A 21,671-nucleotide genomic window follows, 5' to 3' on the forward strand; every position below is an offset into this window, starting at 1 on the left:
GAAGGACGCATCAGTTTTATGACACGCGCGCAAGCAAATATTCACTGCACCGTATCAGAGAACGCGCATGCCATCCTTGAAAACGCCAAGGGTCTGATTAGGTGACCCCTTTGTGACGCTGATGGATACGCATGTGGATGAATCGACCCTCGCCGCCGCGAAAAAAAATCAAGACGTACAAATTTTCGACTTTACATGCAGGGTCACAGGATTTAATTCGCGCCGTCCCGGCGGAGGCGATCCGCTCGATGCCGGATTGGGTTAACAACAAGCAGGGGGTTCCGTGAGTTGTCTCATTACCATACGCCCCTGGACCTGGTCCGCTCTCGGCCTGTCGAAGGCCCGGTCGCCTGCGCGCGGCCCGATCGACTGACGATTGCGGCATCCTGGTTCCAGAACAATTTTCCCGGCGAAGTGCTCTACGCGGTCAAATCAAACCCGTCCGCGTGGGTGATCGATACGCTGTACGCCGCCGGCATGCGCTGGTTCGACGTGGCGTCGCTCAACGAGGTTGAGCTGATTGCCTCGCGCTGCCCGGACGCGACCATGGCCTTTATGCACCCGGTCAAAAGCCGTCGAGCCATCAACTCGGCCTATTTTGAACATGGCGTGCGCATTTTCGTGCTCGATTGTGAAGCCGAGCTTGAAAAGATTCTCGCCGAAACCGGCTACGCTAAGGATCTGACCCTGGTGGTGCGCATCGCTGTCTCCAATGACGGCGCGACTCTGCCGCTGGCGGGCAAATTCGGTGCGTCCGAAGATGATGCGGTGGATTTGATCCAGCGCGTGCGGACCTATGCCGACGAGCTGGGCGTGAGCTTTCACGTGGGCAGCCAGTGCATGGCGCCGAGCGCCTATCGTGCGGCCATGCTGGACGTCTCGCGCCTGATCAAGCGCGCGGCCGTCACCGTGGACATCGTGGATGTGGGCGGCGGCTTTCCTGTCGCCTATCCGGGCATGACTCCGCCGCCATTGTCTGAGTATGTGGCCGCGATCGAAAACGCGTTTGAAGAGATGATGGTTCTCGAGAACGCCGATCTGTGGTGCGAGCCGGGCCGGGCGCTGTGCGCGGAATCCACATCGATCCTCACCCGCGTCGAGCTGGTCAAGGGCGATCAGGTCTACCTCAATGACGGCGCCTACGGCACGCTGTTCGATCTGGTCCATATGAAATGGCCCTATCCGATCCGTGTGCACCGTCCGAAAGGCGAGCCGAGCGCTCAGACCGCGGCCTTCCGTCTGTACGGGCCGACCTGCGACGCCATCGACGCTGTTGCGGCGCCGATCGAGCTGCCGGCGGATTTGTCCGAGGGTGATGTGATCGAGTTTGCGCTCATGGGCGCTTACGGCGTCGCCATGGCGACACGGTTCAACGGCTTTGGCGAGGTGGAGACCGTAACGGTGTCCGACTTCCCTTGGGTCTCCGTCTATGACCGGCCTGTGGCGGATGTCGCCTCGGGTCACGAAGACGAGAACGACCGTGTGGTCTCCTTTCCGCGCCTGAACCGGCGCCGCCGCAACCGCATCATGAAAAGGCGTTGAGGATGGCTGACACCTCAAACCGCAAGGAAGAGCTGCTCTCGAGCCCGGTCGAACATATCGACATTGCGAGCTTTGACGGCCGCGTGATCATCGACGCCTGGGAGAAGATGAGCTTCACCTCCCGCGATGCGGCGCGGGCTGCGCGCATCTTGCAAGCGGCTCAGGAAGATCCCGACTGTTCTGTGATCCTGACCTTGGCGGGCTCCACGTCTGCGGGCGGCTGCATGCATGTGTGGCGCGACATGATCCGCAACAACATGGTCGACGCTGTGGTCGCCACGGGCGCGTCCATTGTGGACATGGATTTCTTCGAGGCGGTGGGCTTCAAACACTACCAGGCCAGGGACATTCCAGACGACCGGGTGCTGCGCGACCTCTATATCGACCGCATTTACGACACCTATATCGACGAGGAAGACCTGCAGGCATGCGACCATATCATCGGCGATATCGCCGACAGCCTGCCCAAGGGTCCGATCAGCTCGCGCGCCTTCATCAAGGCTATGGGCCAATGGCTCGCGGACGGCAACGCCAAGAAAGAAGGCTCTTTGATTGAAGAGTGCTATCGCCATGGCGTGCCGATCTTTGTGCCGGCGTTCTCCGATTGCTCGGCCGGGTTTGGTCTCGTCAAACATCAGGTGAATCGGATCAAGGCGGGCGAGGGCTATGTGTCCATCGATTCCGTCGCCGATTTCCGCGAGCTGACCGACATCAAGATCAAGGCGGGCTCGACCGGCCTGTTCATGGTGGGCGGCGGCGTGCCGAAGAACTTTGCGCAAGACACGGTCGTCTGCGCAGAAATCCTCGGCCATGACGACGTGGAAATGCACAAATACGCGGTGCAAATCACCGTGGCCGACGTTCGCGACGGCGCCTGTTCGTCCTCGACCCTCAAGGAAGCGTGTTCCTGGGGCAAGGTGGATGTAGCGCTGGAGCAGATGGTGTTCGCCGAAGCCACCACAGTGGCGCCGGTCATCGTCTCGGACGTCTATCACCGCGGCGCCTGGAAACAGCGCCCCCGCCGTCGGTTCGCCGACCTTTTCAACGACGCTTTTTAGAACACGGGACTGAGCGCGGCCGACGCGCCGCGTTCCCACATGGAAGGGACCTTCTCATGGACGGACTGACCCTGGCGGACAGCCCCCAGTACAACACCGACTTCGAACCGGTCGATACGAACGCCAAAGACGATCTTGATCACTTCATCATGGTCGACGGCAAACAGGTGGCCGGTCGCCATCTGATCATCGATCTGATGGGCGCGCGTCATTTGACCGATGAAGACCGCATCCAGCAGGCGTTCCGCGATTGCGTGACCGCCTGCGGCGCGACGCTGTTGCACATCCACACCCACGTGTTTGAGCCCAATGGCGGCGTGTCGGGCGTGGCGGTGCTGGCGGAAAGCCATATCTCGACCCACACCTGGCCCGAGCGCGACTATGCGGCGTTCGACGTGTTCATGTGCGGCGACGCCCAGCCAATCAAGGCCGTGGCGATCCTCAAGGAGGCCTTTGAGGCCGCCGAGGTGCGCGTCACTGAAATCCTGCGCGGCGAGGGCGCGTAAGCGCTTTCCGCCCGATGGGCTGACACACGGGAGCGGTTCTCACGAGCCGCTCCCTTTCCTTTTTTCTTGCCTTTGCACGCCGGGGGCGCGAAGCAACGCGCCATCCCTTCAAGGCGGCGCGTCCGCCTGTCCTGCACGCTTTTTCAGGAGACGATCATGACCGACACTCCCAAGCACACCTATCGCGACGCCAATGGCGATCTGTGGTTCCGGGAATCGCTGAGCGCGGGCATCGGCAACGGCCTGCGCATCGACAAACTTCTCTACGCCGAAGCGTCGGACGTTCAGGACCTGATCGTGTTTGAGAACGACGAGAACGGCCGCGTGCTGGCGATTGACGGCCTGGTCCAGGTCTCTATGGCGGACGAGTTCATCTACCACGAGATGGTCAGCCATGTGCCGCTCTTGTCGCACGGCGCGGTGAAACGCGTGCTGATTGTGGGCGGCGGCGATGGCGGCGCCATGCGCGAAATGCTCAAGCACAAGGGCGTGGAGTCGATCACCCTGGTGGAGATCGACCCGGACGTGATCGAGTTCTCGAAGAAATGGTTCCCCGACGTGTCCCAGGGCTCGTTTGAGGACCCGCGCGTCAATGTGGTGATCGCGGATGGCTCGAAATATGTCGAGGAGACCACGGATAAATTCGACCTCATCCTGATCGACTCTTCTGACCCGGTCGGGCCGAGCGCGGTGCTGTTCACGCGTGAGTTCTACACGGCTTGTTCAAAACTGCTCAGCGATGGCGGCGTCATCGTCACCCAGTCCGGTCTTGCCGCGATCCATCCCGAGCCGGTGAAATCCACCTCCGACAGCTTCAAATCGCTGTTCAAGCACTCTGGCTTTTACCTGATCTGCGTGCCGGCCTTCTCGGGCGGCTTCATGGCGCTGGGTTTCGCCACCAATGAGGGCGCGACGTTTGATCGCGATATCGAGACGATCCGCGAACGCTTTGCGGCGCTCGACATCAAGACGAAGTATTTCAGCCCCGAAATCCACAAGGGCAGCTTCGCCCTGCCGCCCTATATCGCGGAAAAGATTGCATAAGGGTGGAGCTTGGCTGGAAATGGACGAGGGCGGCGCCGCATGGTGCCGCCCTTTTCGTGCCTGCCTGCTACGGTTCGTCTTTTCCCAGGCCAGCCTCTTGTGTGCCGGATATGCAACACCTACTTCGAGAGGTGACAGGGCGGTGTGGGGATGCTTCCAAGAAGGTCACCGGCCCCGCCTGTCTCGCTGACACTCAGGAGACATGATTATGGACTTTGAAAAATTCACCGACCGGGCCCGTAGCGTCTTGCAAGCGGCTCAAGGGCTCGCCCTCAAGAACAAGAACCAGCATTTCGCGCCTGAACACCTCCTCAAGGCGCTGCTGGATGACGACCAGCAGCTGGCGATCAATCTGATCAAGGCGTCAGGCGGTCGTCCCGAAGTGGCTGCGGATCTGACCGAACGCGCATTGGGCGCGCTTCCCAAGGTGGAGAGCGCGACCGGGCAGATTTACCTGGCTCCCAAGACCGCCGAAGTGTTTTCAAGCGCCGAGGACGCCGCCAAGAAAGCGGGCGATCAGTATGTGACCGCCGAGCGCATCTTGCAGGGGCTGAGCCTGGTCAAAGGGCACAAGGCCGAGGAAATCCTCAAACAGGCTGGCGTGACGCCCCAGGCGCTCAACGCCGCCGTCAATGATCTGCGCCAGGGCCGCACTGCGGACAGCCAGTCGGCGGAAGACACGTATGAAGCGCTGAAGAAATACGCTCGCGACCTCACTGAAGTGGCGCGCGAGGGCAAGCTTGATCCGGTCATTGGCCGCGATGAGGAAATCCGCCGCGCCATTCAGGTGCTGTCGCGCCGCACCAAGAACAATCCGGTGCTTATCGGCGAGCCGGGCGTGGGCAAGACCGCCATCGCCGAGGGCCTGGCCCTGCGCATCGTCAATGGCGATGTGCCTGAGAGCCTGAAGGACAAGAAGCTTCTGGCGCTTGATATGGGCTCCCTGATCGCCGGCGCGAAATATCGCGGCGAGTTTGAGGAGCGCCTGAAATCGGTGCTCAACGAGGTGGAATCCGCGAACGGCCAGATCATCCTGTTCATCGACGAGATGCATACGCTGGTGGGCGCCGGCAAGACCGATGGCGCGATGGATGCGTCCAACCTTCTCAAGCCCGCCCTGGCCCGCGGTCAGCTGCATTGCGTGGGCGCGACGACGCTGGATGAATACCGCAAGCATGTGGAGAAGGACGCGGCGCTGGCGCGGCGCTTCCAGCCGGTCTTCGTGGAAGAGCCGAGCGTAGAGGACACCGTCTCCATTCTGCGCGGGCTGAAGGAAAAATACGAAGTGCACCACGGCGTGCGCATCGCGGACGGCGCGATCGTGGCGGCGGCGACCCTGTCCAACCGCTATATCACCGACCGCTTCCTGCCCGACAAGGCGATCGACTTGATGGACGAGGCCTCGGCGCGTTTGCGCATGCAGGTGGATTCAAAGCCGGAAGAGCTGGATGAGCTCGATCGCCGGATCATACAGCTGAAGATCGAGGCCGAAGCGCTGAAGAAGGAAGGCGACGACGCCTCCAAACAGCGCCTTGAAACGCTGCACAAGGAATTGTCCGAACTGGAAGGCCGGTCCGCCGAGCTGACCGCCGCCTGGCGCGCGGAGAAGGACAAGCTGGCCTCTTCCACCGAGATCAAGGAGCGGTTGGACCGCCTGCGCGCTGAACTCGCCGACGCGGAGCGCCGGGGTGATCTGGGCCGTGCGTCCGAGCTAAAATACGGCCAGATCCCGCAGCTGGAAAAACAGCTCAAGGACGCTGAGGACGCGGCCGACGGCGCCGCCAATGACTCAAGCCTTGTCAAAGAAGTGGTGGACGAAGAGCAGATCGCCGCCGTGGTCAGCCGCTGGACTGGCGTGCCGGTGGACAAGATGCTTGAAGGCGAGCGCGAGAAGCTGCTGGCCATGGAAGACGGGCTGCGCAAGCGCGTTGTGGGTCAGGAAGAGGCGCTGCAAGCGGTTTCTGACGCCGTGCGCCGCTCGCGCGCGGGCCTGAAAGACCCAAGCCGGCCCATCGGCTCCTTCCTGTTCCTGGGCCCTACGGGCGTGGGCAAGACCGAGCTGACCAAGGCGTTGGCGGAGTTCCTGTTTGACGACGAAACCGCGATCACGCGGATGGATATGTCGGAATATATGGAGAAACATTCCGTCGCCCGCCTGATCGGCGCGCCTCCGGGCTATGTCGGCTATGAAGAAGGCGGCGCGCTGACTGAAAGCGTGCGACGTCGGCCCTATCAGGTGGTGCTGTTTGACGAGGTGGAGAAAGCCCATCCGGACGTCTTCAACGTGCTCTTGCAGGTTCTTGATGACGGACGCCTGACCGATGGTCAGGGCCGGACGGTGGATTTCCGCAACACCATCCTGATCATGACCTCCAATCTCGGCTCGGAATTCCTGCTGTCCGGCGATGTGGAGGATGCCCGCGATCAGGTGATGGATGTGGTGCGCGGCGCGTTCCGCCCCGAATTCCTCAACCGGATCGACGAGATCATCCTGTTCCGTCGTCTGGCCGAGGAGCATATGGGCGCCATTGTCGGCATTCAGCTCAAGCGTCTGGAAGCGCTGCTGGAAGATCGCCGCATGGTGCTGGAGCTTGATGACGGCGCCCGGCAATGGCTGGCGGCCAAAGGCTATGACCCGGCTTATGGCGCGCGGCCGCTGAAGCGGGTGATCCAGAAAGAGCTGCAGGACCCGCTGGCCCGGCTTATTCTCGAAGGCAGCCTGCATGACGGCGAGACCTTGACCGTCTCAACCGAAGGCGATGCGCTGACGGTGAACGGCAAGGCTGTGAGCCGAAACGCCCAGCCGCCCAAGGCGGCTGTTATCCAGTAAGTCTATGTGCTGTCCTGACCGGGCGACCGGTCCGGGCAGCGCATCTCTATCATTAAATATTTATGATGCGATTCATCCATAGGAAAATTTTCATAAGCTGTTAACGCCCCCTGAGCAGAGTTCGATCTTGAATTAATTAATTCAGGATTCTGCGATGGGCTTCTTCAATAACACCATGAGCATGGTCGGTGCTGACATGGGCAACCACAGCGAGTCAGGGGCCCAAAACGCCGCCAGCATCGCCGACCAGATATTGGAGCAGGCGCTAGACGCCGTCATTCGGATCGACAGCCAGAATATTGTGACCTATTTCAACCCCTCGGCGGAAACGCTCTGGGGCGTCGAGGCCGCTCAGGTCGTCGGGCGCAATGTGAAATATCTCGTACCTGAAGAGTATCGGGATAATCACGACGATTTCGTCAACAGTCACAGACGGACAGGACAAGACAAGATTGTCGGCTCCAGTCGTGAAGTTGAGATTGTGCGGCCAAATGGCGAGCGCCGCTACGTATCGCTGGCGCTCTCAAAAGTGGAAGAGCCGGGGCGACCTCACGGGTACGCCGCTTTCGTGCGTGACATCACAGCCGAACGCGAACAGCGCGAGATCATCAGTCAGACTTTGGAGCAGGCGTTAGATGCTGTCGTGACGATTGACGACAACAATATCGTCACCTTCATGAATGCGGCGGCCGAGCGTTTGTGGGGTTATGACCGGAGTGAAGTGCTGGGTCGCAACGTCAAGATGCTGGTTCCGAAAATCCACCAGCCTCGCCACGATGATTACGTCAACGCCAACCGGACGACGGGCCAAGACAAGATCGTGGGCACCTTCCGAGAAGTCAATCTTGAAACCAAAAGCGGCGATGAGCTGATGGTTTCGCTGTCTCTGTCGAGGGTGAAGCTCGGCGGAAAGACGCTGTACACAGCGTTCTTGAGAGACGTGACTGAGGAAGTCAGGCAGCGTGAAGAAATCGCTATTCTGTCGCTTGTGGCGAATGAAACCGACAATTCGGTCCTCATCACCAATGCGCAGGGGCTTATCGAATACGTCAATCCCGGCTTTACAAAAATGACTGATTTCACCTTCGAAGAAGTCAGGGGAAAAAAGCCGGGCGACGTGCTTCAAGGGCCCGGCACCAACCCCCAGACCGTGTCGCGCATTTCGCAGTATCTAAAGAACGAGCAGCCATTTTATGAGGAAATCCTGAACTATACAAAGAGTGGTGAGCCGTACTGGATTTCCCTGGCCGTAAACCCTGTGCGCAATGCGCAGGGCGAAGTGGTCCGCTATGTCTCCATTCAGGCCAATATTAATGCGGTCAAGCAACAAGCCTTGGAGTTTGAAACCCGCTTGTCCGCCATCAGCGAGACCTGCGCGATCGCGGAATGGGGCGCGCCGCACCTTTCCGCCGAGATGAACCCATATCTCAGGACCAATTGTCCGTCGGGCGCAGCGACCCAATTGACCCATTTCCTGGACCAGAATGATTTGGCGCGGCTCGAGCGTGGTGATCTGGTGCGCAAGGATACGGTTTTTGGTGAAGGAGAGCTGGCTCTGGACGCCGTCTTCTCCGCCGTTCGAGATATGAACGGCCATATCATCAAATACTTGATGTTCGGTGTTGACATCACAACGCGCCGCCAGGCTTTGTCCAAAGCTGACGCTGCCATGGCGGATGTGATCACGTCTGGCGTTTCAATCAGTGAATTTGTGGCGGAAATCGACACAATCGCCAAGCAGACGAACCTGCTATCACTCAACGCAACGATCGAAGCCAGTCGTGCAGGTGACGCTGGACGCGGGTTCGCAGTGGTCGCAGCAGAAGTGCGCGAACTGTCCCAACGCGCTGCGGTGACCGCCAATAAGATTTCGGATGTCGTCAGCGGCAATGACTCGCAAGTTCGGGCGCTCAACGAATCTTTGCAACAGCTAGCAGGGTAAAGGCGGAGCATCATGCTCCGCCTCTTTTTTGCGAAATCACCGCGTCAGCACCAGATAGGGCTGGCCATCCGAGGTTTTCTGCACCGAGCGCCCCTGACGATCCATCGTCACGGTCACGCGTTTTCGATAGGCTGAAAAGCTGTCGAATTTCACCACATCCACCGCTTCGTCAAAGTCGAAACTGATCTGGTAGTGCGCCCCGTCATCGAGTTTCTTCAGGGCGTGTACGACGCCGGTGAAGGGCTGTCCCAGATAGGTTCCCGCCCATTGGCCTCCCATATGATAGGGCTCGCTGGGGCGGTTGCCGACCTGAGCGTGGAGCGTGTTCCAGTCCCGGCAGCCATACTGTCTGGCGATCAGCTCGAGCGCTTCGGAATGGGTGATGAAATCGCCGTCGGTCTCCAAAGCCGCGCGCAGGCGTTTGGCCTGAGCTTTCAGCTCGGTGAGGTCGGGCAGGATGTGAGTCGTCATGGTGTGCGCCTTTCATCAAGGCGGCCTGTTCGGCGGGGCCCGCATTGCCGCCGCGCCGCTTGATGAGCTGCACGACATGCACAAGAAAAAAAAGAAGACTTCACCAAAGACCAGAGGTCTCGCGGACGGCGGGCGCTTCCAGCCCGGCGGGGGATTTACGCCTTGGGCGGCGCCGGGTCAAGCGCTCAGATAAAGGTCAAAACGCGCCTGATCCCGGATCGGCTCTGTCCGTCGCTCCAGAAAGAGGTCAAACTCACGGCGTGAACACCATCAGGAGGGGCCGCCCGATGTCGCAGGCGAAAGACCTATTCAGCCATACCCTGTTTTCTGACGTGCTGGCCCTGGATGACCGGACGCCCTTCACCGAAGCGTTTGACTGGGAAGCCCAGGGCATGAGCCACCCCGTGCTGGTGGCGGGGGAGGGGCCCGGCGTCCTCTTGATGCATGAATTGCCGGGCTTTGTGCCGGAATTCTGGCGGCTGGCGCACTGGCTGGTCGCGGCGGGCTTCCGGGTCTATGCGCCCGCGCTTTATGATCCGGCCGGCACGCCGCATGAAGAGCTGGTGCAAGTGCATGGCAAGGTCGGCGGCATGGCGCGCGCCTGCATCAGCCGTGAAATCCGTCTGTTCGCACGCACGGGCGGCTCGCCCATTTCCGACTGGCTGCGCACGTTGGCGCGCGAGATTCATGAAGAGTGCGGCGGGCCTGGCGTCGGCGCCATCGGCTTGTGCCTGACGGGTAATTTCGCCTGGTCGGTGGCGGTTGAGCCGAGCGTAATTGCGGCGGTGGCCGGTGAGCCGGCCTTGCCGTTCAACGCCGCCCATTCCGTACATCTGGACGTGGACGAGGCGCAGGCGCTCTCAGGGCGCGATGATTTGGAAGTGATGGCCCTGCGCTTTGACGGCGACCCATCGTGCAAGGCCGGGCGCTTCGACGCGCTGCAAGAGGTGCTGGGCGACAAGCTGGAGACGCGGGTGCTGCCCGATGCAGCGAAAAACCCGAACGGCAATCCTTTCCCGCACGCGGTCCTGACCAAGGACCTGATCGCCGAGGATGGCCAACCCACCTATGAAGCCGCCCGCGATGTGCTGGCGTTTCTCAGCTATCGTTTGCAGAGACAGCGCTAGGGATTGCTAGGCGTCGCCTGCGTTATCAGCGGTCAAAAACGGCGCTGCCTCAGTGGCGTCCAGCGCAGGCGGGGCGCTGTCGCGGATCTCGATCAGCTGATCGCGTGCGCTCATGAAGTCAGCGAGTTCGTCAGATTCCAGTCGGCGGCCCGTAGGCAGGTCCAGGCTCATCGGATTGGTCGGGTTGCCGTTCAGATGCACTTCATAGTGCAGGTGAGGGCCGGTCGAGCGCCCCGTGGTGCCCACATAGGCGATGATCTGACCTTGCTGGACCCGGCTGCCCGAGCGAATGCCGCTGGCGAAACCGTTCAGGTGCGCATAGGCCGTCTCATAACCATTGCTGTGACGGATGCGCACATAATTCCCGAAAGAGCCGAACCGGTTGGCGCGCTCGATGATGCCGGCGCCCGCCGCCATCACCGGGGTGCCGCGCGGCGCGGCGAAGTCCGTGCCGTTATGAGGGCGGTTCCGGTTCAGCACCGGGTGGAACCGCATGCCGAAGGAGGAGGAGATGCGTGCGCCGTTGATGGGCATGCGCATCAAGAGGCGCTGCGCGCTTTCACCCTCGCCGGTGTAATAGCCGACTTCGCCGTCTTCCATTTCATAGCGGAAATATTCCAGAGGCTCGCCGCGACCGTCGAACACCACATACAAGATATTGCCAGTGCGCACGGTCTCGCCGCGGCTGTTCACAAACCGTTCGAAGACCACGTCGAACGGGTCGCCAGGCTGCACGGTGCGGAAGTCGACGGCAAAGCCCAAAATGTTAGCGAGTTCAAACACCACGCGGTCTGTCGCGCCCAGCTCGATGGCGGACAGATACAGGCTGGAGCTGACTTCGCCGGTGACCCGGACCACTTCGCGCTGCAGGCTGGCTGTGGCTTCGCGGGCGTGAAACTGGCCGTCCCCGTCGCGCGAGACCGTGAGCGTGCGTTCCTGGTCAGGGCGGAAAGAGAAGCCCGCCAGACGCGTTTCAGCGACAGGCGCATCGGTTGCGGCGGCCAGGTGCAGTTCTGAGGCTGTGGGCGTTTCAAAAAACAAGGTCAGGTCCTGACCTGCGCGCAGCAGGCGGGCCGAGAACAGCGGATCGAGCGCGTTGATCGCTCGCGCAGCGTCAATGCGATCTGCGCCAGCGTCCGCCAGCACGCTGGCGAAAGTCTGACCGCGGCGCACGGTGACGTCCCGACTTTGAACTTCGGGGCGAACGTCAGCGTTCGTGAACAGGGCGTGTTCTGACATCACCTGCGCTTGCGGCGTGTCAAAACGGCTCTGATCATCGGGCGTCGCTTCGGAACTGGGGGGAGGCTGCGCCGTATCGGCGGCGGTCTCGATCTGCTCGGCCCGGTCGGTCTGGGCCTGAGCGGAGAGACGCGGGTCAGACTGATCGCGACTGATCAGAAAGCCGACAGTCAGCAGAAGCGCTGCGCCGACGGCGACAAAAAAGATTAACGAGCGGGAACGCCGGGCGTCAGCCAAGTGCACATCAAATCCGGACATGTACGCAGATTATCCCTCATTGCTCCCCAGCAGCTTGGGGATGCTAGCGCGCCTGAAACGCATCTGGAAGTGCCTTAAGCTGCAATCTTCATTCCAGTTCGGCATGGCGCACGCGCAAAGACGTGACAAAGAGTTAGCTTTGTCTTTCGCATTTAGGGCGCATCGCTTAACAGGTTGCAAAGATAGTGAACACGCGACACCCCGCCGGGTCGCAGGAAAGGTTTGTCCATGAAGAGTATTATCCTCCTCAGTCTCGTATTGGGCGTGTTGCTTGCGGGCGCGGTCTGGGTCTCTGTCTATATCTGGACCAGCATGGATGGCGGCGATGTTGCGTTCAGCATCAGCTGGCATGGCTGGCTGGCCATGGGGTTGGGCGTCATCTTCACTGTCGGGCTGGGCGTGGGACTGATGGCCCTGGTGTTTCATTCCAGCCGTAGCGGGCATGACGACCTGGACGACGGCGCCTGAGGCGTCTGATCCTGACGCAGGCCGTTAACCCTTTTTCCGTCGAGAATCGCATTAAGCATAGCGTTATGAGCACTCAGATCGCCCCCACCGCCGCCGAACTCGCAGCCTTGCTGTCCTCCCGCGTCTGTCACGACATAGCGGGGCCAACCAGCGCCATGGGCGCAGCCTTGTCCGTTTTGGATGATGACAGTGCGCTGGACATGCGCGACGACGCTATTGCGTTGTTGCGCACAGGCGCCAAGCAGATCCGGGCCAAGCTGGAATATTCGCGTGTATGCTTTGGGGCCGCCGGCTCCCGGGGCGGTGAAGTCGCCCTGTCTGAGATCAAAACGCTTGCGAACCCGATGTTTGAGGATTCTCGCCCCGATCTTGTCTGGCCATCAGAAAACACTGCGATCAGCAAGACCGCAGCCCGTGTCCTGCTGAACCTGATCTGGATCGGCGTGGATAGCCTGCCGCGCGGCGGCGAGGTGATTGTCGAAACCTCCGCCAGTGCTGACGGGGGCGCGCGTTTGCGGGTCATCGCCAAAGGCGCGCGTTTGCGACTGGACGAGGCCTATCAGAAAGCCATCCGTGGCGAGCGTCCTGAAGACGGGTATGACGGTCGGTCCGTGCAGCCGTATTATGCAGGACTGATCGCCCGTGAAAGCGGCGGTCGGGCGGAAGCGCAGCTGGACGGCGACCGGGTTGAACTGGCGGCTTTAATCGGCCCTGAAGGCGGTCAGATTCAGGCGGCTGAATAAAAGATTACATCTTTTGTCAGAATGCGCAGGTTCCCAACCTTGCGTTAACTCTGGTCGTGACAGTCTTGGTGACAAAGCCGCTTTGTAACACCGGGGCTGACCATGGATGAATTGATCGGCGAGTTTCTCGCAGAGACGTCGGAAAGCCTCGACGTCATTGACGAAGAGCTTGTAAAATTTGAGGCGGATCCAACGGATCGCGCAACGCTGGATAATATTTTCCGGCTCTTGCACACCATCAAGGGGACGTGCGGCTTCCTGGGTCTGGAAAGACTGGAAGCCATTGCTCATGCAGGCGAAACCCTGCTGGGCAAGTTCCGCGACGGTGACATGATTGCGGACTCCACGGCGGTGACCGTCGTCCTCAAATCGCTTGACCGGATCAAAGAGATCACGAACGGCCTCGAGCAAAACGGCGTCGAACCTGCGGGCGAAGACCGTGATCTGATCGACCGCCTTGAAGCGTTGTCCATGGGCAAGGGCGATCCGGGAGAGGCTGGCGGCGCCGCCGCTCCGGTCGCTGAAGCTGAGCCCGTGCCGGAAGTTCAGCCCGAACCAGAACCCGAGCCGGAACCCGAGCCTGAAGTGGTTGCTGAAGAGCCGCCGACGGGCTTTGACGCTGATCTGGGACGCGATCTGCGGCCCGGCGAAGTGTCTCTGGCTGATCTTGAAGCGGCCTTCATGTCGACGCCGGGACCGGAGTTTGATGCGGAGGCTGAAGCTGACGCTGAAGTCGAATCCGAAAATGACTCTGAGGCGGAAGAGCACGAGGCCGAGGTTGAGGTGAAAGCCGAAGCTGAACCTGCGCCCAAAGCGGCGGCCGCCCCGGCTGCGGCGGCCAAGGCGCCTGCCAACGACGACGCTGGACAGCAAACCTCGCACCGCTCCCAGGCGACGATCCGCGTGAATGTGGATACGCTTGAAAACCTGATGACGACGGTGTCCGAACTGGTTCTGGCGCGGAACCAGCTGCACCAGATCGTTCGTGATTCAGACGATTCAGCCCTGAAAACACCGCTGCAGCGCTTGTCCTCTGTCACTGCAGAGCTGCAAGACGGGGTGATGAAGACCCGCATGCAGCCGGTCGGCGACGCCTGGCGCAAGCTGCCGCGCATTGTGCGCGATGTCAGCCAGGAAGTCGGCAAGAAGATCCGCCTGGTGCAGGAAGGCGAAGACACCGAACTGGACCGTCAGGTTCTTGAACTGATCCGTGACCCGCTCACCCACATGATCCGCAATTCGTGCGATCATGGCCTGGAGACCCCCGAAGAACGGGTGGCCGCCGGCAAGAGCGAGATGGGCACTGTAAAGCTGTCCGCCTATCACGAAGGCGGCGCCATCATCATGAAGATCATTGATGACGGCCGGGGCCTGAACGCAGAGAAAATCCGGCAGAAGGTTCTTGAAAAAGGCCTGGCCACGGAAGCCGAAATTGAGACCATGAGCGAAGCGCAAATCCAGCGCTTCATTTTCGCTCCGGGCTTTTCTACGGCTGCCGCCGTCACCAATCTGTCCGGCCGCGGCGTCGGCATGGACGTGGTGCGGACGAATATCGAACAGATCGGCGGGTCCATCGATCTGTTCTCCGAACAGGGCAAAGGCACCACATTCACGATCAAAATCCCGCTGACGCTGGCGATCGTCTCCGCTCTGATCGTCAAATCGGGCGAGCAACGCTTTGCAGCGCCTCAGCTCTCCGTGCGTGAGCTGGTGCGCGTCGGCGCAGGTTCATCTGTGGCGGTCGAGACCCTGAACGGCGCCAACATGATCCGCCTGCGGGACCGCTTGTTGCCGGTCATCGCGCTGACCGAAGTGCTCAACACGGCGCCGCATACCTCGGCTGAGGAAATGACGGGCTATGTGATCGTGCTTGAAGCAGCGGGCCGCAAGATCGGTCTTGTGGTCGATGACGTTCTGGATACCGAAGAGATTGTGGTCAAACCGCTCTCCGGGCCGCTGCGCAGCATCAATGTGTTCTCCGGCGCGACCATTCTGGGCGATGGTTCGGTGATCATGATCCTGGATCCCAATGGCCTGGCTCAGGAAACCTCGTCCGCCGAAGACGAAGAGAAAAGCGAAGCTGCAAGCGAAGACGCAGCCGCCGCCGAAGCGGCCAATGGCCGACAGCGTCTCTTGCTGGTGCGTGCCGGCGGTGAAGAACCCAAAGCGGTTCCCGTCAGCCTCATCACGCGTCTCGAAGACTTTGAATCCAACACCATCGAACAGACCGATGGTCGTTACGTGGTGCAATACCGCGGTCGCTTGTTGCCTCTCGCGCATGCTGGCGGCATGGACACCTTCAAGACCGAGGGCCGCCAGCCGGTGCTGGTGTTCGCCGAAGACGGTCGCTCTGCGGGCGTGGCCGTGGACGAAATTCTCGATGTGGTGGAAGAGCGTCTCGACCTGGAAATGGGGTCCGAACGTCCCGGCGTGATCGGCTCCGCCATCATCAAGGGCAAAGCCACTGAAGTGCTCGACATCGCCTGGCACATGCAACGCGCCTGGGCTGGCGCGCCGCAGCGCAAGGGCCGGACCGGCACGGGTCGCAACGCGGTGCTGCTGGTGGAGGCGGACGCCTTCTCCCGGCGCATGCTGGCCCCGCTTCTGGCGGCGGCGGGCTATGACGTCACGGTCGCCGGCGGTCTGCATGAAGCACGCGATGCTGCGACAATGGGTGCGGAATACGATGTGCTGGTCGGCGATCCGTCTGCACTTGCGCGTCTTCAGGAAGAAGGCGTTTACACCAATGTGCCTAGACTGGGCGTGGGTGAGCACGATTACGCGACGCCGAGTGATGGTTTTGTCGCCATCATGCCGGCAGGGGATCGTGGCGGCCTGATTGCAGCGCTGGACCAAGCAGCGCGCAGCGCGGCCTAAAGGAGAGCAGGCATGTCTGTCGAAGATAGCTTCGAATACGTCACGGTCCGGATCGGCGATCAGCTGTTCGGCGTCGAAGTTAAGCAGATCCGGGAGGTGTTTTCTCCGCAGGATGTCACGTCCGTGCCCCGGGCTCCGGGCGAGATCGCCGGTCTTTTGAATTTGCGCGGTCGTATCGTCACCGCCGTGGATGCTCGCCATCGTCTGGGTTTGCCCCCGCGTGAACCGGATGCGCCGGCCATGGCGCTGGGTCTTGAAGAAGGCACCGAGTTGTTTGGCGTTCTCGTGGATCAGGTTGGCGAAGTGATGCGGCTGAAGCCCGATACGCTCGAGCCGACGCCTGCGCACCTGGACCCGCAATGGCGCGCCTTGCTCAAAGGGGTGCACCGCTTGGAAAAAGATCTTTTGGCGGTTCTGGACATCAGAGCGCTGATCGCCTGGCAAGCCGGTCTTGCGGCTTAATCGAGGAGCATGGGTATGAAGACCTGCCTTGTAGTGGATGACAGCCGGGTGATCCGGAAAGTGGCGCGGAAAATCGTCGAGGATCTCGGTTTTGCCTGTGAAGAGGCGGCTGATGGTCAGCAGGCTCTGGATTTCTGCAAGAAAACCATGCCTGACGCGGTGCTTCTGGACTGGAACATGCCTGTCATGAACGGGCTCGACTTCCTGATCAAACTGCGTGAAGAACCGAATGGGAAGAAGCCGGTCGTGGTGTTCTGCACCACCGAGAACGATATGTCCCACATCACCCAGGCGCTGCGCGCAGGTGCTGATGAATACGTCATGAAGCCGTTTGACGGCGACATCATTGAATCCAAATTTGCTGAGACCGGCCTGGTCTAGAACGGATGCTTGCGTGAGCGTTTCTCCTTCTCCAGCCGGCCGGAGCGGTTTGCCCAGCGTCCTGATCATTGACGATAGCGCTGTTGTGCGCGGTCTGGTCTCGCGCTGGATTGAAGCCGATTCCAGATTGCAGGTGGCGGCGACGTGCGCAGACGGCGAAGTCGGCGTTCGCAAGGCGGCTGAACTGCAGCCTGACATCGTGGTGCTCGATATCGAGATGCCGCGCATGGACGGATTGACCGCCCTGCCTCAGATTCTCAAGGCTTGCCCGAAGGCCAAGGTGGTGATGGCGTCGACGCTGACCTTGAAGGGCGGCGAGATCACCATGCGCGCCCTGTCGCTGGGGGCGGCGGATTATGCGCCCAAGCCTGAAGCCGGCCGCGTGGCCGGGGCTGAAGCCTATCGCAAGGAATTGCTGGACAAGCTGGTCGCGCTCAGCCCGCGCTCGGCCAGCGTCGCGCCGCGTCCGGCGGCTGCGCGTCCGGCGACGCCGCGACCCGTCGCGCCTGCGCGCAAGCCCAGCCTGATCGCGATCGGGTCGTCGACCGGCGGCCCACAGGCGCTGCGCGAAGTCATCGCGGCTCTGCCGCGTGACATCACTGTTCCCATCGTCATCACCCAGCACATGCCCAAGCTGTTCACCGCCATCCTGGCTGAACACCTGAGCAAGCTTGGAATGCCCGCGGCTGAAGCCAAGGAAGGCGAGCCGCTGCGTCCAGGGCGCATCTATCTGGCGCCGGGTGATTTCCACATGACATTGCGGTCGGCCAATGGGGTGATCAGCGCCCATATTGACCAATCCCCGCCCGTGAATTTCTGCCGTCCCGCCGTGGATCCGCTGTTTAACAGCTGCGCCAAGGTTGCAGGCAATGGCGTGCTCGCTGTCGTGTTGACCGGTATGGGTCACGACGGACGCGACGGCGCGCGCACCATCCGCGAAGCCGGCGGCCAGGTGATCGCTCAGGACCAGGCGTCCAGCGTGGTCTGGGGCATGCCCGGCGCCGTGGCCGAAGCGGGACTCGCAGACCAGATCTTAAGCCTGAAAGACATTGGCCCGGAGCTGACCCGGCGCCTGAAAGGATCGCTATGAGCGCTCTGCCTTCCAATAAGTTTGACTTTCTTTGTCAGGATGTCCGCAAGCGTTCCGGCCTGGTTCTGGGGCAGGAAAAAGCCTATCTGGTCGATAGTCGGCTCGGCCCGCTTGCGCGGAAGGAAGGCTTTGCGTCTGTCGAAGCGTTGATTGACGCCATGATGCGCGGCGACACCCGGATTTGCGTGGCCGCCAGCGAAGCCCTGGCGACGCACGAGACGTTCTTCTTCCGTGACAAGACGCCTTTTGACCTGTTTGAAAACGTCATTGCTCCGGCGCTGAAGTCAGCCCGTATGGGACGGTCCCTGAAAATCTGGTGTGCGGCGGCGTCCTCCGGACAAGAGCCTTATTCGCTGGGCATGTTGCTGGACGAAATTCCGGGCTTGAATGCAGACATTCTGGCGACCGATATGAGCGCGCCCGTTCTGGAGAAGGCCAAGGCCGGCATCTACACTCAGTTTGAAGTGCAGCGCGGCTTGCCGATCCAGCGTCTGGTGAAGAACTTTGATCAAGTGGGCGATTCCTGGCGGATCAAACCCCAGCTGCGCCAGAAAGTGCGCTTTGAGCAGGCCAACTTGCTGGATGATTTTTCCCGCTTTGGCCGCATGGACGTGATTTTCTGCCGGAATGTGCTGATCTATTTCGACATCCAGACCAAGGCGAAAATCCTGGATCGGCTGGCGTCTCTCTTGGCGGATGACGGCTTCTTGTTGCTCGGCGCCGCGGAAACGGTTGTTGGTCTGACCGATAATCTGCGACCGATCAGCGGTCATCGCGGACTGTACGCCAAGCCGGCGATGGCGGCGAAGCTGACCAAGGCCGCTTGATGTTTCGTCACCAACGCGCGTGCAGGCCGATGCCGAGGAAGTGTTCGTCTTCCTCCCAGTCTTCGCGGCCGAGGTGAAATTCCCGCTTTTCGCGCACATAGCCGAAACTGGCGTGGGCGCGGTCTGAGAGTTTGACGGCGACGCCCAGATGGGTGTCGCCGATCACGGTTTCAGACGAGAAGGGCGCGACCGTGTATTCGCGCAGGCTTCCGGGCGAGACCGCATAGGTTTCCCGGCCTGCGCCGCCGACAATCCACCATTGCGGTTCGGCGGATCCGGTGTCCGGCGTCACACGCACCTGCAAGCCAAGCGCGGTCGCTGACCAGCCATCCCCGGATTCAGACTGGGCGCGCGGCGACACCGCAAACCCCTCCATGGACAGTTCTGGAGCGTCTGTTCTCGTTCTGCTGGTGAAAGTCTGGGGGGTGGATGACGGCGCCATGATCGCATTGGCGACCCGGCGCGAGGCGTCGGAAATTCGTAAATCGCGATAAAAATCAGGGTTTCGCAGCAAGGCCGGGTTAAGCCGGGGTGCGGGCAGGGCGTGACCTGTCAAGTTCGGGCTGAGATCGTGCAAGGGCGTTTCGGGTGCGGCCCCAGGAACAAAAGCCGCAAATAGTCCGCCGCCGCCAATCATGGCGGCCAAACCCAGCTCCAGTATGCGACGCCCCGTCATAGACCTGCCCAAGTCATACATCCCCAAGGCATTAATACCTCGGTAACACATGGGGGCAAGTTAAAACTCTCCTCACAGGCGTGCTAAGCCTTTGAGAGCTAGAAGTGAGCTCGAATGCGAGAGGGCCTACTGGGCGCGCTGACGCATCTGGCTTGCGATCTCGTCCATCTCGGCTTGCTCTGCGGCCTTGAGCGCATCCTGGATGCGCAGCAAACGCCGCTCTTCGAGCAATTCGTATTTCTTGAGATCAGCGAAGGCCGCTTCCAAACGTCCGCGCAATTCGTCCGCCTGAGCGTCGACTTCTCCCAGAGAAGTGCGCAGCTTGTCCTTGCGCTGGATCACAGAGCGCGCATAGCTGCCATAAGCGAGATAGCCGTCGCGGTTTTCATCGGCGATCGCCTGCTCTTCGGGAACGCTTTCCTCAAGCCGGTCGATCTGGTCGTTGATCGAGGCGCGGGCGCGTTCGATCTCGGCTATTTGCTTTTGCAGTTCTTCCACTTTGAACCGGGCCAGCCGGATCAGTGGTGCGTGAGAACGTGTCGCCATGTCTTATCCCTATCCATCACCCAATATCCCGGCCAGGGTCGCGAAACTCTCGTCAATGGACGCGTTTTCGTCTTTGCCCTGACCCAGGAATGCTTCAAGCGGTTCATTGACCGCAATCGCCCGGTCCACCTCCGGGTTCGATCCGCTGGAATAGGCTCCCAGTCGGATCAGTTCCTCCATGTCCGCATACGCGGCCAGGAGTTTTCGAGCTTCACGCGCAAGCGGCGCCTCTTCGGGCGCATAAACTTCGGGCGCAGAGCGAGAAATTGATTTCAAAACGTCGATCGCGGGGAAACGTCCGCGCTCGGCGATGGCGCGGCTCATCACGATATGGCCGTCCAGAATGCCGCGGACGGCGTCCGCAATGGGTTCGTTATGATCGTCGCCATCCACCAGCACGGTGAACAGGCCGGTGATCGTGCCGGTTCCCTTGGGGCCGGGGCCGGCGCGCTCCAGAAGCCCGGGCAGTTCGGCGAAGACAGACGGCGTGTAACCGCGCGTGGTCGGCGGCTCGCCCGCAGCCAGGCCGATCTCGCGCTGGGCCAGGGCGAAGCGTGTGACTGAATCCATCAGGCACAAAACGTTCAGGCCCTGATCGCGAAAATACTCCGCCGCCGCCATGGTCGTGTAGCAGGCCCGGCGCCGCGCCAGCGCAGGCGCGTCAGAGGTTTCGGTGATCACCACCGAACGGGCGCGGCCTTCCGGGCCCAGGACATCCTCGACGAATTCGCGTGCTTCGCGACCCCGTTCGCCGATCAGGCCGATGACGATGACATCCGCTTCACTGCCGCGCGCCAGCATGGACATCAGCACGGACTTGCCGACGCCCGAGCCTGCGAACACGCCGAGACGCTGTCCCAACCGCATGGGCGTGAAGACATTCATAGCGCGCACGCCCAGGTCCAGGCGATCACCCAGGCGTTGGCGGGTATGTGCGCTGGGCGGACGGCCCTTCAGCGCATACTCGACATCGCCCTCGGGCAAAAATCCCAAGCCGTCTTGCGGGCGGCAAAAGCTGTCCATGACCCGGCCCAGCCAAGCCTTGTGCGGGCGAATGGCGGCCCCGCGCGGATCCAGCGTGGCGATTGCGCCAGGGCGAACGCCCGTCAGATCGTCATAGGCCATCATCAAGGCGGTCTCGCCGCGGAAGCCGACCACTTCGAAACTGGCTTTCACCGGACCATCAAGATGTGCGCGTGCGCCCAGGGTCAGCGCCATCGCCGGCCCCTCCGCCTCGACCAACAGGCCGTTGACCGCTGATACGCGGCCTTTGAACGTTCGGGTCTCCAGATTGGAGATCCGGTCGATCAGGCTATCCACCGCACTTCTCGCGTTAGCTTGCGGGCGTTTTGCCCGTCTTGAACCCCTGCTTAACCCAAACGCGGTTTCAGCCGCGTAAACGTCGATGCGAAAATGCGCGAACCGCAGCGGGAAGAAACTACCGTAGCGCTGTTTTCTTTTGAGTGTGAACGGCTATGTTCCCCTCGGCTGCAAGGGCCGACGTGACGCGCTGATGCGACCACGCGCCCAATTGCCAGCTGTTACGCCGCTGATCTAGGCTTTTGCGAAAAGCTCTGGCGCGCG

At 61.2% G+C, this 21,671-nt stretch carries 19 protein-coding genes; 14 read left to right on the forward strand and 5 right to left on the reverse strand.

The annotated features are described in order from the left end of the window. The first annotated feature begins 288 nt into the window (after positions 1-288). The 6 genes from ACQ66J_RS09755 to ACQ66J_RS09780 all read left to right on the forward strand — a co-directional run bounded on the left by ACQ66J_RS09755 (position 289) and on the right by ACQ66J_RS09780 (position 8,922). Entirely contained in the window at positions 289-1,542 is a 1,254-nt protein-coding gene (locus ACQ66J_RS09755; RefSeq protein ID WP_430431475.1) for a type III PLP-dependent enzyme, read from the forward strand. Positions 1,543-1,544: 2 nt separating this feature from the next. Continuing rightward, positions 1,545-2,600: a 1,9-bis(guanidino)-5-aza-nonane synthase gene (locus tag ACQ66J_RS09760; protein ID WP_430431476.1), complete on the forward strand. Its 1,056-nt coding sequence runs from the start codon at positions 1,545-1,547 to the stop codon at positions 2,598-2,600. A gap of 56 nt (positions 2,601-2,656) precedes the next feature. After that, a complete protein-coding gene (gene speD / locus ACQ66J_RS09765; RefSeq protein WP_430431477.1) occupies positions 2,657-3,106 on the forward strand; it encodes an adenosylmethionine decarboxylase in 450 nt (149 codons plus the stop codon). 156 nt (positions 3,107-3,262) lie between these two features. Then, positions 3,263-4,150 (forward strand): polyamine aminopropyltransferase, encoded by an 888-nt coding sequence (speE, locus tag ACQ66J_RS09770; RefSeq protein WP_430431478.1) that lies wholly within the window; start codon positions 3,263-3,265, stop codon positions 4,148-4,150. A gap of 208 nt (positions 4,151-4,358) precedes the next feature. Beyond that, entirely contained in the window at positions 4,359-6,980 is a 2,622-nt protein-coding gene (clpB, locus tag ACQ66J_RS09775; RefSeq protein WP_430431479.1) for an ATP-dependent chaperone ClpB, read from the forward strand. Positions 6,981-7,134: 154 nt separating this feature from the next. Next, positions 7,135-8,922, forward strand: coding sequence for a PAS domain S-box protein (locus tag ACQ66J_RS09780; protein ID WP_430431480.1), 1,788 nt, complete (start codon positions 7,135-7,137; stop codon positions 8,920-8,922). A 36-nt stretch (positions 8,923-8,958) separates the two neighbouring features. Here the strand turns inward: ACQ66J_RS09780 and ACQ66J_RS09785 are convergent, their stop codons facing one another. Continuing rightward, positions 8,959-9,393, reverse strand: coding sequence for a glyoxalase superfamily protein (locus ACQ66J_RS09785; RefSeq protein WP_430431481.1), 435 nt, complete (start codon positions 9,391-9,393; stop codon positions 8,959-8,961). 287 nt (positions 9,394-9,680) lie between these two features. Between ACQ66J_RS09785 and ACQ66J_RS09790 the strand changes: the two genes are divergently transcribed. After that, positions 9,681-10,520: a dienelactone hydrolase family protein gene (locus ACQ66J_RS09790; protein ID WP_430431482.1), complete on the forward strand. Its 840-nt coding sequence runs from the start codon at positions 9,681-9,683 to the stop codon at positions 10,518-10,520. A 6-nt stretch (positions 10,521-10,526) separates the two neighbouring features. Here the strand turns inward: ACQ66J_RS09790 and ACQ66J_RS09795 are convergent, their stop codons facing one another. Further along, entirely contained in the window at positions 10,527-12,017 is a 1,491-nt protein-coding gene (locus tag ACQ66J_RS09795; RefSeq protein WP_430431483.1) for a peptidoglycan DD-metalloendopeptidase family protein, read from the reverse strand. 228 nt (positions 12,018-12,245) lie between these two features. Between ACQ66J_RS09795 and ACQ66J_RS09800 the strand changes: the two genes are divergently transcribed. From ACQ66J_RS09800 to ACQ66J_RS09830, 7 genes are all read left to right on the forward strand, one after another. Continuing rightward, the gene (locus tag ACQ66J_RS09800) at positions 12,246-12,485 is read left to right on the forward strand and encodes a hypothetical protein (protein WP_430431484.1); all 240 of its coding nucleotides are present in this window, start codon (positions 12,246-12,248) and stop codon (positions 12,483-12,485) included. A 65-nt stretch (positions 12,486-12,550) separates the two neighbouring features. Then, positions 12,551-13,228, forward strand: coding sequence for a histidine phosphotransferase family protein (locus ACQ66J_RS09805; protein ID WP_430431485.1), 678 nt, complete (start codon positions 12,551-12,553; stop codon positions 13,226-13,228). 102 nt (positions 13,229-13,330) lie between these two features. After that, positions 13,331-16,105, forward strand: coding sequence for a chemotaxis protein CheW (locus tag ACQ66J_RS09810; protein WP_430431486.1), 2,775 nt, complete (start codon positions 13,331-13,333; stop codon positions 16,103-16,105). A 12-nt stretch (positions 16,106-16,117) separates the two neighbouring features. Continuing rightward, entirely contained in the window at positions 16,118-16,567 is a 450-nt protein-coding gene (locus ACQ66J_RS09815; RefSeq protein WP_375549940.1) for a chemotaxis protein CheW, read from the forward strand. Positions 16,568-16,582: 15 nt separating this feature from the next. Continuing rightward, positions 16,583-16,948: a response regulator gene (locus ACQ66J_RS09820; protein ID WP_375549939.1), complete on the forward strand. Its 366-nt coding sequence runs from the start codon at positions 16,583-16,585 to the stop codon at positions 16,946-16,948. Positions 16,949-16,961: 13 nt separating this feature from the next. Then, positions 16,962-18,038, forward strand: coding sequence for a protein-glutamate methylesterase/protein-glutamine glutaminase (locus tag ACQ66J_RS09825; protein WP_430431487.1), 1,077 nt, complete (start codon positions 16,962-16,964; stop codon positions 18,036-18,038). After that, entirely contained in the window at positions 18,035-18,865 is an 831-nt protein-coding gene (locus ACQ66J_RS09830) for a CheR family methyltransferase (protein ID WP_375549937.1), read from the forward strand. The genes ACQ66J_RS09825 and ACQ66J_RS09830 overlap by 4 nt, the downstream gene beginning before the upstream one ends. A gap of 7 nt (positions 18,866-18,872) precedes the next feature. On the opposite strand, the gene ACQ66J_RS09835 is transcribed toward ACQ66J_RS09830, so the two are convergent. From ACQ66J_RS09835 to fliI, 3 genes are all read right to left on the reverse strand, one after another. Further along, positions 18,873-19,541 (reverse strand): hypothetical protein, encoded by a 669-nt coding sequence (locus ACQ66J_RS09835; protein WP_430431488.1) that lies wholly within the window; start codon positions 19,539-19,541, stop codon positions 18,873-18,875. Between the two features lie 126 nt (positions 19,542-19,667). Continuing rightward, complete coding sequence (gene fliJ / locus ACQ66J_RS09840; RefSeq protein ID WP_430431489.1) at positions 19,668-20,087, reverse strand: flagellar export protein FliJ; 420 nt, start codon at positions 20,085-20,087, stop codon at positions 19,668-19,670. A 9-nt stretch (positions 20,088-20,096) separates the two neighbouring features. Continuing rightward, on the reverse strand, positions 20,097-21,407 hold the full coding sequence (gene fliI / locus ACQ66J_RS09845) for a flagellar protein export ATPase FliI (RefSeq protein WP_375549935.1): 1,311 nt from the start codon (positions 21,405-21,407) through the stop codon (positions 20,097-20,099). Positions 21,408-21,671 lie beyond the last annotated feature (264 nt).

Source organism: Oceanicaulis sp. (assembly GCF_965284345.1).
In the GTDB taxonomy this organism is placed as follows: Bacteria; Pseudomonadota; Alphaproteobacteria; order Caulobacterales; family Maricaulaceae; genus Oceanicaulis; species Oceanicaulis alexandrii_A.

What these genes read in the sequence shown, in the direction of transcription:
- ACQ66J_RS09760 (WP_430431476.1), top strand. Translation starts at nt 1,545, where the DNA reads ATGGCTGACACCTCAAACCGCAAGGAAGAGCTGCTCTCGAGCCCGGTC.
- speD (WP_430431477.1), top strand. Translation starts at nt 2,657, where the DNA reads ATGGACGGACTGACCCTGGCGGACAGCCCCCAGTACAACACCGACTTC.
- speE (WP_430431478.1), top strand. Translation starts at nt 3,263, where the DNA reads ATGACCGACACTCCCAAGCACACCTATCGCGACGCCAATGGCGATCTG.
- clpB (WP_430431479.1), top strand. Translation starts at nt 4,359, where the DNA reads ATGGACTTTGAAAAATTCACCGACCGGGCCCGTAGCGTCTTGCAAGCG.
- ACQ66J_RS09780 (WP_430431480.1), top strand. Translation starts at nt 7,135, where the DNA reads ATGGGCTTCTTCAATAACACCATGAGCATGGTCGGTGCTGACATGGGC.
- ACQ66J_RS09785 (WP_430431481.1), bottom strand. Translation starts at nt 9,393, where the DNA reads ATGACGACTCACATCCTGCCCGACCTCACCGAGCTGAAAGCTCAGGCC.
- ACQ66J_RS09790 (WP_430431482.1), top strand. Translation starts at nt 9,681, where the DNA reads ATGTCGCAGGCGAAAGACCTATTCAGCCATACCCTGTTTTCTGACGTG.
- ACQ66J_RS09795 (WP_430431483.1), bottom strand. Translation starts at nt 12,017, where the DNA reads ATGTCCGGATTTGATGTGCACTTGGCTGACGCCCGGCGTTCCCGCTCG.
- ACQ66J_RS09800 (WP_430431484.1), top strand. Translation starts at nt 12,246, where the DNA reads ATGAAGAGTATTATCCTCCTCAGTCTCGTATTGGGCGTGTTGCTTGCG.
- ACQ66J_RS09805 (WP_430431485.1), top strand. Translation starts at nt 12,551, where the DNA reads ATGAGCACTCAGATCGCCCCCACCGCCGCCGAACTCGCAGCCTTGCTG.
- ACQ66J_RS09810 (WP_430431486.1), top strand. Translation starts at nt 13,331, where the DNA reads ATGGATGAATTGATCGGCGAGTTTCTCGCAGAGACGTCGGAAAGCCTC.
- ACQ66J_RS09815 (WP_375549940.1), top strand. Translation starts at nt 16,118, where the DNA reads ATGTCTGTCGAAGATAGCTTCGAATACGTCACGGTCCGGATCGGCGAT.
- ACQ66J_RS09820 (WP_375549939.1), top strand. Translation starts at nt 16,583, where the DNA reads ATGAAGACCTGCCTTGTAGTGGATGACAGCCGGGTGATCCGGAAAGTG.
- ACQ66J_RS09830 (WP_375549937.1), top strand. Translation starts at nt 18,035, where the DNA reads ATGAGCGCTCTGCCTTCCAATAAGTTTGACTTTCTTTGTCAGGATGTC.
- ACQ66J_RS09835 (WP_430431488.1), bottom strand. Translation starts at nt 19,541, where the DNA reads ATGACGGGGCGTCGCATACTGGAGCTGGGTTTGGCCGCCATGATTGGC.
- fliJ (WP_430431489.1), bottom strand. Translation starts at nt 20,087, where the DNA reads ATGGCGACACGTTCTCACGCACCACTGATCCGGCTGGCCCGGTTCAAA.